Source organism: Rhodoferax sp. LB1P47 (assembly GCF_056521445.1).
The window spans coordinates 75,332-90,225 of the sequence record NZ_JBWMAU010000006.1 but is presented as its reverse complement, the minus strand read 5'-3'; the positions used below and the strand labels follow the sequence as shown (position 1 = coordinate 90,225).

At 63.3% G+C, this 14,894-nt stretch carries 14 protein-coding genes; 10 read left to right on the top strand and 4 right to left on the bottom strand.

Annotated features, from left to right (window positions below):
• Positions 1–30 precede the first annotated feature (30 nt).
• Entirely contained in the window at positions 31–1,578 is a 1,548-nt protein-coding gene (locus AC0969_RS09320; RefSeq protein ID WP_479623861.1) for a methyl-accepting chemotaxis protein, read from the top strand.
• 271 nt (positions 1,579–1,849) lie between these two features.
• Here the strand turns inward: AC0969_RS09320 and mnmA are convergent, their stop codons facing one another.
• Complete coding sequence (gene mnmA / locus AC0969_RS09315) at positions 1,850–2,977, bottom strand: tRNA 2-thiouridine(34) synthase MnmA (protein WP_479623860.1); 1,128 nt, start codon at positions 2,975–2,977, stop codon at positions 1,850–1,852.
• 136 nt (positions 2,978–3,113) lie between these two features.
• A complete protein-coding gene (locus AC0969_RS09310) occupies positions 3,114–3,560 on the bottom strand; it encodes an NUDIX hydrolase (protein WP_479623859.1) in 447 nt (148 codons plus the stop codon).
• A 156-nt stretch (positions 3,561–3,716) separates the two neighbouring features.
• Between AC0969_RS09310 and AC0969_RS09305 the strand changes: the two genes are divergently transcribed.
• The 6 genes from AC0969_RS09305 (at position 3,717) to AC0969_RS09280 (ending at position 11,440) form a co-directional block, all read left to right on the top strand.
• Entirely contained in the window at positions 3,717–4,844 is a 1,128-nt protein-coding gene (locus tag AC0969_RS09305; protein ID WP_479623858.1) for a Re/Si-specific NAD(P)(+) transhydrogenase subunit alpha, read from the top strand.
• Positions 4,845–4,856: 12 nt separating this feature from the next.
• Positions 4,857–5,174: a proton-translocating transhydrogenase family protein gene (locus AC0969_RS09300; RefSeq protein WP_315210697.1), complete on the top strand. Its 318-nt coding sequence runs from the start codon at positions 4,857–4,859 to the stop codon at positions 5,172–5,174.
• A complete protein-coding gene (locus AC0969_RS09295) occupies positions 5,171–6,607 on the top strand; it encodes an NAD(P)(+) transhydrogenase (Re/Si-specific) subunit beta (RefSeq protein ID WP_479623857.1) in 1,437 nt (478 codons plus the stop codon). The genes AC0969_RS09300 and AC0969_RS09295 overlap by 4 nt, the downstream gene beginning before the upstream one ends.
• Positions 6,608–6,776: 169 nt before the next feature.
• Entirely contained in the window at positions 6,777–8,444 is a 1,668-nt protein-coding gene (locus tag AC0969_RS09290; protein WP_479623856.1) for a long-chain-fatty-acid--CoA ligase, read from the top strand.
• Complete coding sequence (locus tag AC0969_RS09285) at positions 8,441–9,184, top strand: 5'-methylthioadenosine/adenosylhomocysteine nucleosidase (RefSeq protein WP_479623855.1); 744 nt, start codon at positions 8,441–8,443, stop codon at positions 9,182–9,184. The genes AC0969_RS09290 and AC0969_RS09285 overlap by 4 nt, the downstream gene beginning before the upstream one ends.
• A 93-nt stretch (positions 9,185–9,277) precedes the next feature.
• Positions 9,278–11,440: a PLL family lectin gene (locus tag AC0969_RS09280; protein ID WP_479623854.1), complete on the top strand. Its 2,163-nt coding sequence runs from the start codon at positions 9,278–9,280 to the stop codon at positions 11,438–11,440.
• On the opposite strand, the gene AC0969_RS09275 is transcribed toward AC0969_RS09280, so the two are convergent.
• Positions 11,437–11,733, bottom strand: coding sequence for a hypothetical protein (locus AC0969_RS09275; protein WP_479623853.1), 297 nt, complete (start codon positions 11,731–11,733; stop codon positions 11,437–11,439). The genes AC0969_RS09280 and AC0969_RS09275 overlap by 4 nt on opposite strands.
• A gap of 8 nt (positions 11,734–11,741) precedes the next feature.
• Positions 11,742–12,731, bottom strand: a complete 990-nt coding sequence (corA, locus tag AC0969_RS09270; protein WP_479623852.1) for a magnesium/cobalt transporter CorA — start codon at positions 12,729–12,731, stop codon at positions 11,742–11,744.
• Between the two features lie 287 nt (positions 12,732–13,018).
• Here corA and hpf point away from each other — a divergent pair, with 287 nt between their 5' ends.
• The 3 genes from hpf to hprK all read left to right on the top strand — a co-directional run bounded on the left by hpf (position 13,019) and on the right by hprK (position 14,879).
• Positions 13,019–13,348 (top strand): ribosome hibernation-promoting factor, HPF/YfiA family, encoded by a 330-nt coding sequence (gene hpf, locus AC0969_RS09265; protein ID WP_315246780.1) that lies wholly within the window; start codon positions 13,019–13,021, stop codon positions 13,346–13,348.
• A gap of 99 nt (positions 13,349–13,447) precedes the next feature.
• Positions 13,448–13,915, top strand: coding sequence for a PTS sugar transporter subunit IIA (locus tag AC0969_RS09260; protein ID WP_479623851.1), 468 nt, complete (start codon positions 13,448–13,450; stop codon positions 13,913–13,915).
• Positions 13,916–13,928: 13 nt separating this feature from the next.
• Positions 13,929–14,879, top strand: coding sequence for an HPr(Ser) kinase/phosphatase (gene hprK, locus AC0969_RS09255; protein WP_479623850.1), 951 nt, complete (start codon positions 13,929–13,931; stop codon positions 14,877–14,879).
• Positions 14,880–14,894: the final 15 nt, after the last annotated feature.

Below are 14,894 nucleotides of genomic sequence, written 5' to 3'. Positions count from 1 at the left end.
GTCCGCACTACCCCCAGGAGCCTTTCACCCATGTCTGCCTACCAATCCAATTTGTCTATCACCCAGCGCCTTGGCATCGGCTTTGCGCTGATCTTGCTGCTGTGCTGCATCTCTATGCTGGTGGGCATCTCCAAGCTCAATGCTTCGGCCGAGGCCACCCAGTACATCCTGGGTGGCCCCATCCAGACCGAGCGGCTGGTCAGCGACTGGTACCGCGACATCCACACCAGCGTACGCCGCACCACCGCCATCGCCAAAAGCAGCGACCCCTCGCTGGCCAGCTACTTTGCGCAAGACACAGCAGCCGCCGGCGAGCGCTCCAGCAAAGCCCAGAAAACCCTGGAGCCGCTGATGCAAACCGCTGCCGAAAAAGCCTTGTTTGCCGCCATCGGCGTGGCCCGCAAAAACTATATAACGGCCCGCGATGCCGTGTCGGCTCTCAAAAAAGAGGGCAAGTCTGATGAGGCCAACCAACTGCTGGATGCACAGTTCACCCCCGCAGGCAAGGCCTATATGGACGCACTCGATGCCTTGATGCAAGCCCAGCGGCAAGACATTGACCAGCAAGCCAAAAGCATGGCCGATACCACCACCCAGGGCCGCAACCTGTTGATTGCCGTGGGCACCTTCAGCCTGCTGTTTGGCGCGGGCAGCGCCTGGCGGCTGGCGGGCTCCATCACCCTGCCGCTGGCCGAGGCCAATAAGGCGGCACGGCAGGTGGCCGCAGGCGACCTGAGCGCCCACTTTGCGCCACAGCGCCAGGACGAAGTAGGCCAACTCATCACCAGCCTGCAAGACATGCAGGCCAACCTGGTGCGGGTGGTGAGCAGCGTGCGCCAAGGCTCCGAGAGCGTATCCACTGCCAGCGCCGAAATCGCCGAGGGCAACCACGACCTGAGCGCGCGCACCGAAAACCAGGCCGCTGCCTTGCAGCAAACCGCCGCCTCGATGCAGGAATTGAGCAGCACCGTGCAGCAAAACGCCGACAACGCCCGCCAGGCCAACCAGCTGGCCCTGCGCGCGTCCACCGTGGCGGTACAGGGGGGCGAGGTGGTCAGCCAGGTGGTGCAGACCATGAAGGGCATCAACGACAGTTCGCAAAAAATCGCCGACATCATCGGCGTGATCGACGGCATTGCCTTCCAGACCAACATCCTGGCGCTGAACGCTGCCGTCGAAGCCGCCCGTGCCGGTGAGCAGGGCCGGGGCTTTGCGGTGGTGGCCAGCGAGGTACGCTCCCTGGCCGGGCGCAGCGCCGATGCCGCCAAAGAAATCAAAGTCCTCATCAGCGCCAGTGTGGAGCGGGTCGCCCAGGGCACCACGCTGGTGGACCGGGCTGGCACCACCATGGCCGAAGTGGTCAGCGCCATCCGCCAGGTGAGTGACATCGTGGGCGAGATCAGCGCCGCCAGCACCGAGCAAAGTGCCGGTGTCAGCCAGATCGGCGAAGCCGTGACCCAGATGGACCAGGCCACCCAGCAAAACGCCGCCCTGGTCGAAGAAATGGCCGCCGCCGCCAGCAGCCTGCAAAACCAGGCCAGCGACCTGGTGCAGGTGGTTGCGCAATTCAAAGTTTAGGCACCCCCCCAGGCTACACACTGCGTGTTTCCGCCACCCCCCTTGTCAGGGCAACAGCAGCAGTCTGGCGGAGCCAGCCCTGCGCTGTTCGCGAGGGGGCTTCGCTGCGCTTGCCTTGGGGCGGGCTGGGTCAGGGTCAGGGACCGGGGTGTTTATTTCGTCCCGGTTTTGCTCCCTCCCCTCCCGGGGGAGGGTTGGGGTGGGGGCTTTCTTTGCTACCTAATAAATAGCTTGTTGTGCAGGTAGCGTCTGCGCTGGAGGCCTATTTCTCTTAAACCTCTGGGGCATGGGCGGTAATCACCCCACCGCCCAAACACACATCCCCGTCGTACACCACGGCCGACTGCCCCGGGGTTACGGCCCATTGGGCATCTGGGAAGTCCAGCCTAAACCCAGCTCCCGCCTCGGCCAGCGTGCACGCCGCATCCGCCTGCCGATACCGGCTCTTGGCCGCATAGGTTCCGGGCGTGGGAGCAAAGCCAGCCACCCAGCTCGCGTCATTCGCCACCAGGCTGTACGACTGCAACCAGGGGTGGTCGTGGCCTTGCACCACCCACAGGGTGTTGCGTTCCATGTCTTTGCGGGCCACAAACCAGGGCGCGTGCTCGCCGCCGCCGCGCTGTGCGCCTTTGTCCTTGATGCCGCCGATGCCCAGGCCCTGGCGCTGGCCCAGGGTGTAGAAGCTCAAGCCCACGTGCTGGCCCAGCACCCGGCCTTTTTCGTCCTTGATGGGGCCGGGTTCTTTGGCGATGTAGCGGTTCAAAAAGTCGCGGAACGGCCGCTCGCCGATGAAGCAGATGCCGGTCGAATCTTTCTTGGTGGCGTTGGGTAGCGCCATCTCGGCGGCGATGCGGCGCACCTCGGTCTTGTGCAGCTCGCCCACCGGGAACAGGGTTTTGCTGAGCTGCGCTTGGTTCAGACGGTGCAGAAAGTAGCTTTGGTCTTTGGACGGGTCCAGCCCTTTGAGTAACTGGAACTGGCCGCCCACCTCACCCACTTCACGGACGCGGGCGTAGTGGCCGGTGGCGATTTTCTCGGCGCCCAGGCGCAGGGCGTGGTCTAGAAACGCCTTGAACTTGATTTCGGCGTTGCACAGAATGTCGGGATTCGGCGTGCGGCCCGCCTGGTATTCGCGCAGAAATTCGGCAAACACCCGGTCTTTGTATTCGGCGGCAAAGTTGACGTGCTCGATCTCGATGCCGATCACGTCGGCGACTGCCGCTGCATCCACGAAGTCGATGTTGGACGAGCAGAACTCGCTGTCGTCATCGTCCTCCCAGTTTTTCATGAAGATGCCGATGACCTCGTAGCCTTGTTGCTTGAGCAGATAGGCGCTGACGGCCGAATCCACCCCGCCGCTCAAACCGACCACGACCCGTTGTTTGCTGTGTGTTCCCATGCCCCGATTGTAAAAACCTGGCCGCCTGCGCGCAGTTGCTCCTATTTTTAACTATAAAAATAGGAGCTGTTAGCGCATGTTAAATATGCGCTAAAGGCCATTTTCATGCCTGAAAAATGGCCTTAAAACCCAAAGTTTATGGCTGGGTGTACACCACATCCAGCGGGAAGCGCCGTCCGGCCAGATAGTCCTCCACGCAGCGCAGCAGCAGGGGGCTGCGGTGGCGGGGGGCGCTGGCGCGGATCTCGTCGATGGTCATCCACAGGGTGCGCACAATGCCGTGGTCTAGCGTGCGGCCCGCTTGCAAAGCGCCCAGCGTGCCGCAGTAGGCAAAGCGCAGATAGGTGGTGTCGCCCAGCGCGGCTTGGTAGATGCCGACCAGCGCGGTGGGGGCAAAGGCGTAGGCTGTTTCCTCCAGCGTTTCGCGGGCGCAGGCCTCGGCCAGGGATTCGCCGGGCTCTAGGTGTCCCGCCGGGTTGTTCAGCCGCAGGCCCTCGGGCGTGTGTTCTTCGACCAGCAAGAACCGGCCCTCGTGTTCCACCACGGCGGCCACCGTGACGCTGGGTTTCCATCGGTTTTGCATGCCGCCATTATGGGCAGGGCCTGTCGCCCAAGCGTGCACAGGCGGCGGTTCGGTAGGCAAAGTCAGTTAAGCTTGGCTGCAAAGACAACCCCTTTTCCGCCCATAGCGTGAAAAGTTGTGCATTTCCAGAATACTTAAACTCCCTAGGAGACGTTCATGCTGATTGGTGTGCCGCTAGAGACCGCGACCGGTGAAACCCGCGTCGCCGTCACCCCCGAAACCGCCAAAAAGCTGGCCGCCCAGGGCCACACGGTCCGCATCCAGTCCGGCGCAGGCAGTGCCGCCAGCGTGACCGATGCGGCCTACACGGCGGCCGGGGCCGAGATCACCGATGCGGTGGGCGCATTCGGTTGCGACCTGGTGCTCAAGGTGCGCAGCCCGTCGGAGACAGAAGCCGCGCAGATGCGCCCCGGCACCACCCTGGTCGGCATGCTCAACCCCTTCGATGCCGAGGGCCTGCAACGCCTGGCCACGGCGGGCCTGACCAGCTTTGCGCTGGAAGCCGCCCCCCGCACCAGCCGCGCCCAAAGCATGGACGTGCTCTCCAGCCAGGCCAATATTGCGGGCTACAAGGCCGTGATGCTGGCCGCCGACACCTACCAGCGCTTCTTCCCCATGCTGATGACCGCTGCCGGCACCGTCAAGGCGGCGCGCGTGGTGATTTTGGGCGTGGGCGTGGCGGGCCTGCAGGCCATCGCCACTGCCAAGCGCCTGGGCGCGGTGATCGAAGCCTCGGACGTGCGCCCCAGCGTCAAGGAGCAGGTCGAATCGCTGGGCGGCAAGTTCATCGAGGTGTCGTACGACACGCCGGAAGAAAAGGAGGCCGCCGTGGGCGTGGGCGGCTACGCCAAGCCCATGCCACCGAGCTGGCTGGCCCGCCAGCAGATTGAAGTGGCCAAGCGCGTGGCCCAGGCCGATGTGGTGATCTCCACCGCCCTGATCCCCGGCCGCGCCGCGCCGACCTTGATTTCTGAGGAGATGGTGAAAAGCATGAAGCCCGGCTCGGTGATCGTGGACATCGCCGCAGGCAAGGGGCCGAACGGTGGCGGCAACTGCCCGCTGTCCGAGGCCGACAAGACTGTGGTCAAGTTTGGCGTAACGCTCATCGGCGAAACCAACCTGCCCGCCCGCGTGGCCGCCGATGCATCCGCCCTGTACGCCCGCAACATCCTCGACTTTTTGAAGCTGGTGCTGACCAAAGAAGGCACGCTGAATGTAGACATGGCCGACGACATCGTGGCCGCCTGCCTCGTCACCCAGGCCGGCGTGGTCACGCGTAAATAAGGAGCACACAGCATGGACATTCTTTCCCCCACGGTCACCAATCTGATCATCTTTGTGCTGGCCATCTACGTGGGCTACCACGTGGTCTGGACCGTCACGCCCGCACTGCACACGCCGCTGATGGCGGTGACCAACGCCATCTCGGCCATCGTCATCATCGGTGCCATGCTGGCCGCCGCGCTGACTGAAACCACCCTGGGTAAAACGATGGGCGTGCTGGCCGTGGCGCTGGCGGCGGTGAACGTATTTGGCGGCTTCATGGTCACCCGGCGCATGCTGGAGATGTTCAAGAAGAAAGACAAAAAGACGCCTGCGAAGGAAGCCAAATGAGCATGAACCTCGTCACCCTGCTGTACCTGTTCGCCAGCGTTTGCTTCATCCAGGCGCTCAAGGGCTTGTCGCACCCCACCACCTCGATCCGGGGCAACTTCTTCGGCATGCTGGGCATGGGCGTGGCGGTGGTCACCACCATCGCGCTGATCTTCAAATTAGCCGGGCAAATGGGGCAGAACGGCATGGAGGGCATGGCCTGGGTGCTGGGCGCGTTACTGGTGGGCGGCAGTGTCGGCACGCTGATGGCCAAGCGCGTCGAGATGACCAAGATGCCCGAGCTGGTGGCCTTCATGCACAGCATGATCGGCCTGGCGGCGGTGTTCATCGCCGTGGCCGCCGTGGCCGAGCCCTGGGCGTTTGCGATATCGGCCAAGGGCATGGAGATTCCCGGCGGCAACCGTATCGAGCTGGCACTGGGGGCCTTCATCGGCGCGGTCACGTTCAGCGGCTCGGTGATTGCGTTTGGCAAGCTCAGCGGCAAGTACAAATTCCGCCTGTTCCAGGGCACGCCGGTGAGCTTTCCGGGCCAGCACAAGTTGAACCTGGTGCTGGGCTTGGCGGCGGTGTTTTTCATCTTCGGCTTTTGGCATTCGCAAAGCTGGATCGACATAGGTTTGGTGATCGCCCTGGGCTTTGCCCTGGGTGTGCTGCTGATCATCCCGATCGGCGGGGCCGACATGCCGGTGGTGGTGTCCATGCTGAACAGCTATTCCGGCTGGGCGGCGGCGGGCATCGGCTTTAGCCTGAATAACAGCATGCTGATCATTGCGGGCTCACTCGTGGGTAGCTCGGGTGCCATCCTGAGCTACATCATGTGCAAGGCCATGAACCGCTCGTTCTTCAACGTGATCGGTGGCGGCTTTGGTGGCGATGCCACGGCCGCAGCGGCGGGCTCCGCAGTGCAGCGCGCGGTCAAAAGTGGCAGCGCCGACGACGCGGCCTTCGTGCTGGGCAATGCCGAAACCGTGGTCATCGTGCCCGGCTACGGCTTGGCCGTGGCCCGCGCCCAGCATGCGGTGAAAGAGCTGGCGCAAAAGCTCACCGACAAGGGCATCATCGTCAAATACGCCATCCATCCCGTGGCCGGGCGCATGCCGGGCCACATGAACGTGCTGCTGGCCGAGGCCGAAGTGCCCTACGACCAGGTGTTTGAAATGGAAGACATCAATGGCGAGTTCGGCCAGGTGGACGTGGCCATTATTTTAGGTGCCAACGACGTGGTGAACCCCGCCGCGCACGTCAAGGGCAGCCCCATCTACGGCATGCCGATTTTGGAGGCTTACAAGGCCAAAACCATCATCGTCAACAAGCGCAGCATGGCCGCAGGCTACGCCGGGTTGGACAACGAGTTGTTCTACATGGACAAGACCATGATGGTCTTCGGCGATGCAAAGAAGGTCGTTGAAGACATGGGTAAAGCCATCGAATAGCTTGAGCGGATGCAAGCGGTGTTGGTGACCGCCCGCCCCCACCCCAACCCTCCCCCGATGGGGGAGGGAGCAAAGCAGGGGCCCGTATTACTCCCTCCCCTCCCGGGGGAGGGTTGGGGTGGGGGCAGGATGTCCTGCCTTCCTTTTTAAGAATTTGGAGAATCTCGTTATGACCGAGCGCATTTGGCTCACCAGCTATCCCCCGGGCGTACCCGCCGACATTGATCCGTCGCGCTACGCTTCCTTGCTCGCTTTGCTGGAGGAAAGCTTCCAGAAGTACGCCGACCGCCCGGCCTACAGTTTTATGGGCAAAGACCTGAGCTATGGTGAAACCGACACCTTGAGCCGCCAGTTTGCCGCCTATTTGCAGGGCCTGGGCCTGGCCAAGGGCGACCGCGTGGCGGTGATGATGCCCAACGTGCCGCAGTACCCCATTGCCGTGGCCGCCTTGCTGCGTGCCGGGCTGGTGCTGGTCAACGTGAACCCGCTGTATACCCCGCGCGAGCTGGAGCACCAGCTGAAAGATTCCGGGGCCAAGGCCATCGTGATTCTGGAGAACTTCTGTGCCACTTTGCAGCACTGCCTGGGCAGCACGCCGATCAAAAATATCGTTCTGTGTACGATGGGCGACCAGCTCGGGCTGCTCAAGGGCGCGCTGGTCAACTACGTGGTGCGGAATGTCAAAAAGCTGGTGCCGCCGTTTGCGTTGCCCGGTGCGGTGCGCTTCAATGCGGCGCTGGCGCAGGGTCGGCGCAGCGTGTTCACGCCGGTGCCGGTGCAGCCGGACGACATTGCGGTGTTGCAGTACACCGGCGGCACCACCGGTGTCTCCAAAGGGGCCGTGCTGTTGCACCGCAACGTGATTGCCAACGTGTTGCAATCCGAAGCCTGGAACCAGCCGGTGATGGACAAAGTGCCCCAGGGCGAGCAGCCCACCAGCGTCTGTGCGCTGCCGCTGTACCACATCTTCGCGTTTACCGTGGGCATGATGCTGTCGATGCGCACCGGCGGCAAGCTGATCCTGATCCCCAATCCGCGTGACCTGAAGGCGGTGCTCAAAGAGCTCTCGAAGCACCGCATCCACAGCCTGCCAGCGGTCAACACCCTGTTCAACGGACTGGCCAACCACCCCGACTTCAATACCGTGGACTGGAGCCACTTGAAGGTGTCCATTGGCGGCGGCATGGCCGTGCAGGCGGAGGTGGCCAAGCTGTGGCTGGAGAAAACCGGCTGCCCCATCACCGAAGGCTATGGCCTGAGCGAAACCTCGCCCACCGCCAGCTGCAACCCGCCCACCAGCACGTCCTACACCGGCACCATCGGCGTGCCGCTGCCCAGCACCTATTTCAAATTGCTGGACGATGCCGGCCAGGGCGTACCGATGGGCCAGCCCGGCGAAATTGCCATCCTGGGCCCGCAGGTGATGGCTGGGTACTGGCAGCGCCCCGAGGAAACCGCCCAGTCCATGACCGCCGACGGCTACTTCAAAACCGGCGACATCGGAACGATGGACGCACGCGGCTATTTCAAAATTGTGGACCGCAAGAAAGACATGGTGCTGGTCAGCGGCTTCAACGTCTACCCGAATGAAATCGAAGACGTGGTGGCCGCCATGCCCGGCGTGCTGGAATGCGCCTGCGTGGGCGTGCCCGACGAGAAAACCGGCGAGGCCGTGAAGGTGGTGATCGTCAAAAAGAACCCGGCCCTGACCGAGGCCGACGTGCGCGCCTATTGCAAGGTCAACCTCACCGGCTACAAGCAGCCCCGCGTGGTGGAGTTCCGTACCGATCTGCCGAAGACGCCCGTCGGCAAAATTCTCCGCCGCGAACTGCGTTGACCCTCGCCATCCTCAGCGCCCTGGCGGAAGAACAGCAGGGCATTTTTGAGCAGTTGGCGCAGCCCCAACGCGTGCAGCACGCCGGGCGCAGCTTCGGTCTGGGGCAGTGGCATGGCCAACCGGTGGTGCTGGCGCTGTCGCGCATCGGCAAGGTGGCAGCGGCCACTACCGCCACGGCCCTGATCGAAAAGTTTGGGGCCACCCGCATCGTCTTTACCGGCGTGGCCGGTGGGGTGGGCGAGGGCGTGCAGGTCGGCGACGTGGTGGTGGCGGCCGACTTCATCCAGCACGACATGAACGCCGCGCCGCTGTTCCCACCCTTTGAAGTGCCCCTGTACGGCCAAGCCCGCTTCGCCTGTGATGCCTCGCTGACAACTATGCTTTTAATAGCTGCTCGTGCAAGTGGAATATGCGCTGGAGGCCCATTTGGCTTAAATTCTGCGCCGCCACGCATCCACCACGGCTTGGTGGCCAGCGGCGACCGTTTTGTGTCTGCCGCTGCCGAAGTGCATGCCTTGCAAGCCGCCCTGCGCGCCCACGGCCACGCACCCCTGGCGGTGGAGATGGAAGGCGCTGCCGTGGCCCAGGTGTGCCATGACTACGGCGTGCCCTTCGCCGCCATGCGCAGCATCTCCGACCGGGCCGACGACACCGCGCACACCGACTTCGCGGAGTTTGTGCGCACGGTGGCCAGCCGGTACGCGCAGGCTGTTCTTGCGGAATTTGTGCGGGGCCTGTAGCTTCTCCCCCTTTTCGATGATGCGGTCTGCGGGCCGGGCACCTATTGTGAAGTGCGCTCCGCAGGTGTGGAGTGCGCCACAGGAGCCCCTTCCATGACCGAAATCAACACCGCGTACGAACGTCTGGCCATGCCGGGAACGCGTAGCATCACCAAGTCCGGCAGCACATCCAAGGCCCGCAGCGCCGATCAGCCGCCCGACAACGACGGCGGTCTGCTGCACGACTACGGGCCGAATGTGCAAATCCGCCGCGCCCAGCCTGCCGAGATCGGGGGGCAACCGTTTGCCGCCACGCCCTTATCCAAAGCCAGCATCGCCAGCCTCAATGTGACCGAAAAGCTCGGTCTGTCGGCCTTCACCCTGCGCCGCAGCGCCAAGTACCGCGCCGCCAAAGCCAAACGCCCGCGCGACGGCGAAGACTGGGACATGCACGGCTGCGCACCCGAGGCCCCCGTCAACCGCGAGGCCCTGCGCGCCATAGGTGCCGCCGAGCCGGATGCCAAAGCCGCGCCGGGTGAGCGTGGCGCGGGCGACCCGTTTCTGGCGGGCTCGGTGGCGGTGGGCATCATCATCGTCAACGGCCCCACGGCGGCCACCCGGTTCAGCGCGGCAGAGCGGGTCAAGGTGGTGGCCGAGGTGCAGGCCGGGCTGACCTGGCTGGGCAACCAGGACCCATCCTCCGGGGTTAGCTGGCACTACGACATCAACAACGTCAGCATCACCACCGCCACCAATGCCCCTGCGGCAGATGACGAATCCCGTTGGCGCAACCCGGCGATGGGCGCACTCGGTCAGACGCAAAACTGGCAGGGCGTGCTGAACTACGTGAGCGCCCTGCGCACCCGGCTGGGCACGCGCTGGGCCTACTGCGTGTTTTTCGTTAAAGGCTATCCGCTGTGGCACTTTGGCTACGCCAGCGCGCCGCGCATCGTGATGGACTATGCCAACGACGGCTGGGGGCCGGACAACATCGACCGCGTGTTTGCCCACGAAACCGGCCACATTTTTTCGTGTCCCGACGAATACGCCGCCGCCAGCTGCAACTGCACCAGCACCCACGGCATTTACAACGAGCCCAACCGCAACTGCGCCACCTGCGCACCCGGTGGCGGCATTGCCTGCCTGATGAAGGCCAACGACTGGGCCATGTGCGCGTCCACCCGCCGCCACCTAGGCTGGGGGCTCACCAGCACCCGCGTGCCGCAGGGCGCACCGATCCACGCCGTATCGCGCGCCGCCAACAAGCTGGACATCTTTTTTACCGACCGAGATGGCCGGGTGATGTCCGCCGCCTGGGAGCCCAGCATGCCCAACTGGTGGCAGGGCTTCTGGCACATCCAGGGCGGCATGGCCGCAGCGGGCGCACCGGTCACGGCGGTCAGCCGGGGGCCGAACAAGCTGGACATTTTTTTGGTGGGCACCGACAACCACGTCTACACCGCCGCCTGGCGGCCCGACACCGGCTGGCAGGGCTGGTGGCGCATCGGCAACATCAGCGTGCCGCACCGCAGCCAGATCAGCGTGGTGTCGCGCAGTGCCGACCATCTGGACATTTTTGCCACCGATGTGTCGGGCCGGGTGATGTCCGCCGCCTGGCAGCCCAGTTTTGCCGATGGCTGGCACGGCTGGTGGCATATCCAGGGGGGCATGGCGGCCCCCGGCGCGCCTGTGGGGGCGGCGGTGCGTGGGCCGAACCAGCTGGATATTTTTGTGGTCGGTACCGATGGCCACGCCTACACAGCCGCCTGGCAACCCTCGTTTGCCGACGGTTGGCACGGCTGGTGGCGGGTGGGCGCGGTGCGCTTTCCGGCGGGCGGCCATATCAACGCGGTATCGCGTAGCGCCAACAAGCTGGATATTTTTGCCATCGCCAACGGCGGCGAGACGGTTACCGCCGCCTGGGAACCGGCGTTTACCGACGGCTGGCACGGCTGGTGGCACATCAACGGGGGCCGGGGCCGCCCCGGTGCGCCGCTCCACGCGGTGTCGCGCTCGGCCAACAAGCTGGATGTGTTTGTGACCGGCACCGACCGGGGTATCTTCACCGCCGCCTGGGAGCCTGCGTTTACCGGCTGGCATGGCTGGTGGCGGCTCAACGGCGGGTCGGCAGCCTTGGGCGCAGCGGTGACATCGGTGTCGCGCGCACCGAACAAGCTGGATACCTTTGTGGTGGGCGACGACAGCCGCATCTTCACCGCCGCCTGGGAGCCTGCGTTCACCGACTGGTGGCACGGCTGGTGGCCAATGGGCGTTTAGCCTGGAGGTGTGAAGCCTGGCGTGTCCCAGTCCGCCTTATCGCCAGGGCGGGGTGCGGATTTGTGCCCTTGCGCGGCCCAGGCGGCGGCAAAAAGCTGCTCGCTCTCGGTCAGCGGTGGATCGGCCTGTGCCAGCGGCGCCGTGCCCGGCGGATGGGTCGCATCGGGCAGCCGCAGCACCAGCAGGCGCGGGGGCAGGGCGGCCACCACTGGCCACTGGGTGCGCAGCTGCTGGGCGGCCCCGGTCAGCTGGCCGTCTGCCGTCGTTTCCAAAAGTACCAGCGTATCGGCCATGGACGTGCTCAGGACAGCCAGCCGCGTTTGTAGAAGTACCACATCGGTACCAGCGCGCTGGCGGCCATCATGGCCACTACATACGGGTACGACCAGCTGCCCAGAAATTCCAGCTCGGGGAATTTCATGTTCATGCCGTAAATGCTGGCCACCAGGGTGGGCGGCAGCAGGGCCACGCTAGCCACCGAGAATATCTTGATGATCTTGTTCTGGTTGATGTTGATGAAACCCACCGTGGCATCCATCAAAAAGTTGATCTTGTCGAACAAAAACGCGGTGTGCGAATCCAGCGAGTCGATGTCGCGGTGGATCTGCCGGGCCTCTTCGAACTGCTCGGCGTTGAGCATCTTGCTGCGCATCATGAAGCTCAGGGCGCGCCGGGTGTCCATCATGTTGCGGCGGATGCGGCCGTTCAAATCCTCGTGCCGGGCGATGGAGCCCAGCACCTCCCCGGCCAGCGCGTCGGTCATGTTGCCGGCCAGTACCCGGCGGCTGACCTTTTCTAGGTCCACGTAAATGTCTTCCAGCGTGTCAGCGGAGTATTCGGCATCGGCATCGAAAAGTTTGAGTAAAACTTCCTTGGCATCTTCGATCAACCCCGGAGCCCGGCGTGCGCGCATGCGCAGCAGGCGGAACACCGGCACGTCTTCGTCGTGGATGGAGAACAGCACGCCTTTGCTCTTGAGCTCGGCGTTGTGCTGGTTCAGGATGAACGCCACGCGCACGGTGCGCGGGTCAGATTCGTCGGCCACCAAAAAGTCACTGCGGATGTGCAGCTCACCGTTGTCTTCTTCGTAAAACCGGGCCGACTCTTCAATGTCTTCGTCCATCGCGTCTTCGGGGATGGACAGGCCGTAGTACTGCTTGATCCAGCGCTTCTCTTCCAGCGTGGGCGATTCCAGATCGACCCAGATCGGTTGGAATTTGGACAATTCCTCCAGCGACTCGATCTCTTCTTGGAACAATCGACCGTTGGCGAGCGAAAAAATATTGAGCATGGGGCTCTCCCTGGGGTAGATGGGCTTGAACGGGGGTATGGGGCTTGGCTTTCAGCCCCCGTGCGGCGCAGGGAGGTGAAAGCTAGCGACTAGGGGCGCTTTCCATGGGGGGGGGGCTCTAGGGTGTTACAGAGGTGCGAATTATGGCATCGCAGTGCCACGCTCTACAGGGCTTGCGGTGTGTCATCAAGACGTAACAAATATCGAATTCGGGTTGCATTTCGCCCTTAACGGGCGCATAGTGAAATCACTTTCAACAGTGAAAGTAATGCTCTAGGAGGCTATACATGAACTTGACGATCAGCGGACACCATCTGGATGTGACCCCCGCCCTGCGCACCTATGTGACCACCAAACTGGACCGAATAACCCGCCATTTCGACCAGTTGGTAGATGTCAAGGTGCTACTGACGATTGAAAAGCAAAAGGAAAAGCAAGGCCGACAACGCGCTGAGTGCAACATCCATGTCAAAGGCAATGACATGTTCGCCGAAAGCTCCCACGCAGATTTGTACGCCGCCGTAGACGAATTGGTCGATAAACTCGACCGCCAAGTGGTGCGCCACAAAGACCGTGTGCAAGACCACCACCACGAAGCGCCCAAGCGCCTGATGTAAGCCCTGAAAGCGCGTACCGCGCCCACTGCAAAAGCCGCCTACTGAACTTGGCGGCTTTTTTGTTGGGGCCGCATGCGCAAGTGCATAATTCGCCTCTCTATGAACCGCCTCGCCTCCATCCTGCCCTCCGCTCAAGTGCTCGTGAGCGTCGATGCGTCCAGTAAAAAACGTGCTTTTGAAGAAGCCGGTTTGCTGTTTGAAAATCTGCATGGCCTGAGCCGGGCCTTGATTACCGACAGCCTGTTCGCCCGCGAACGCCTGGGCTCCACCGGTTTGGGCCACGGGGTGGCGATTCCGCATGGCCGCATCAAGGGTCTGAAAGCGCCTATGGCTGCGGTGGTGCAACTGGCGCAGCCGATTGGCTTTGACGCGCCCGACGAGCTGCCCGTGGGGTTGCTGATATTTTTGCTGGTGCCCGAGGCGGCGACCCAAAAGCACCTGGAAATTCTGTCCGAAATCGCCGAGCTGCTCAGCGATGCGCCACTGCGCGAAAAAATCAAAACCGCCGCCGATGCCGAGGCTCTGCATGGCCTGATCTGCGGCTGGCAGTCGGCCCAGCTGGCCTGAATCGACGTAGCCCTTGAAACCCACCGTCGTCAGTGCCGACGTTCTGTTTGAAGCCTTTCGCGCCCTGCTGCGCTGGGAGTGGGTGGCGGGCTTGGGCGCATCCGAGCGGCGGTTTGATGAGGTGGCGGTGCGTGCCGCACGTTCTGGCGCCGATCTGGTCGGCTACCTGAACTACATCCATCCCTACCGGGTGCAAATCATGGGCGAGCGCGAAGTCGCCTACCTGACCAGTGCCTCGACAGAAGATTGCGCCCGCCGCATTGCCCGCATCGTCACGCTAGAGCCGCCGGTGCTGATCATGGCCGACGGCCAGACTGCCCCGGACGCGCTGCTGTCGATGTGTGAACGGGCGCAGATTCCGATGTTCGCCACCCAAGACTCGTCGGCCTTTGTGATCGACGTGCTGCGCGCCTACCTGTCCAAGCACTTTGCCGATCGCACCTCGATGCACGGCGTGTTCATGGATATTTTGGGCCTGGGCGTGATGATTACCGGTGAATCCGGCCTGGGCAAAAGCGAGCTGGGCCTGGAGCTGATTTCACGCGGCAACGGCCTGGTGGCCGACGACGCGGTGGATTTGTTCCGCATCAACCAGACCACCATCGAAGGCCGTTGTCCCGAGCTGCTGCAAAACCTGCTGGAAGTGCGTGGCATTGGCCTGCTGGACATTCGCGGCATCTTTGGCGAAACCGCCGTGCGCCGCAAGATGCGCCTCAAGCTGATCGTCCACCTGGTGCGCAAGGAAACGATGGAGCGCGAATACGAGCGCCTGCCTTACGAGCCCCTGACCCAAGACGTGTTGGGCGTAGCAGTGCGCAAAGTCATCATCCAGGTGGTGGCCGGCCGCAACATCGCCGTGCTGGTGGAGGCCGCCGTGCGCAACACCATCCTGCAACTGCGCGGGATTGACACCTACCAAGAATTCGTAGAACGCCACCGCAAAGCGATGGAAGCCGCTGAATAGGCTCACCCCCAGGCT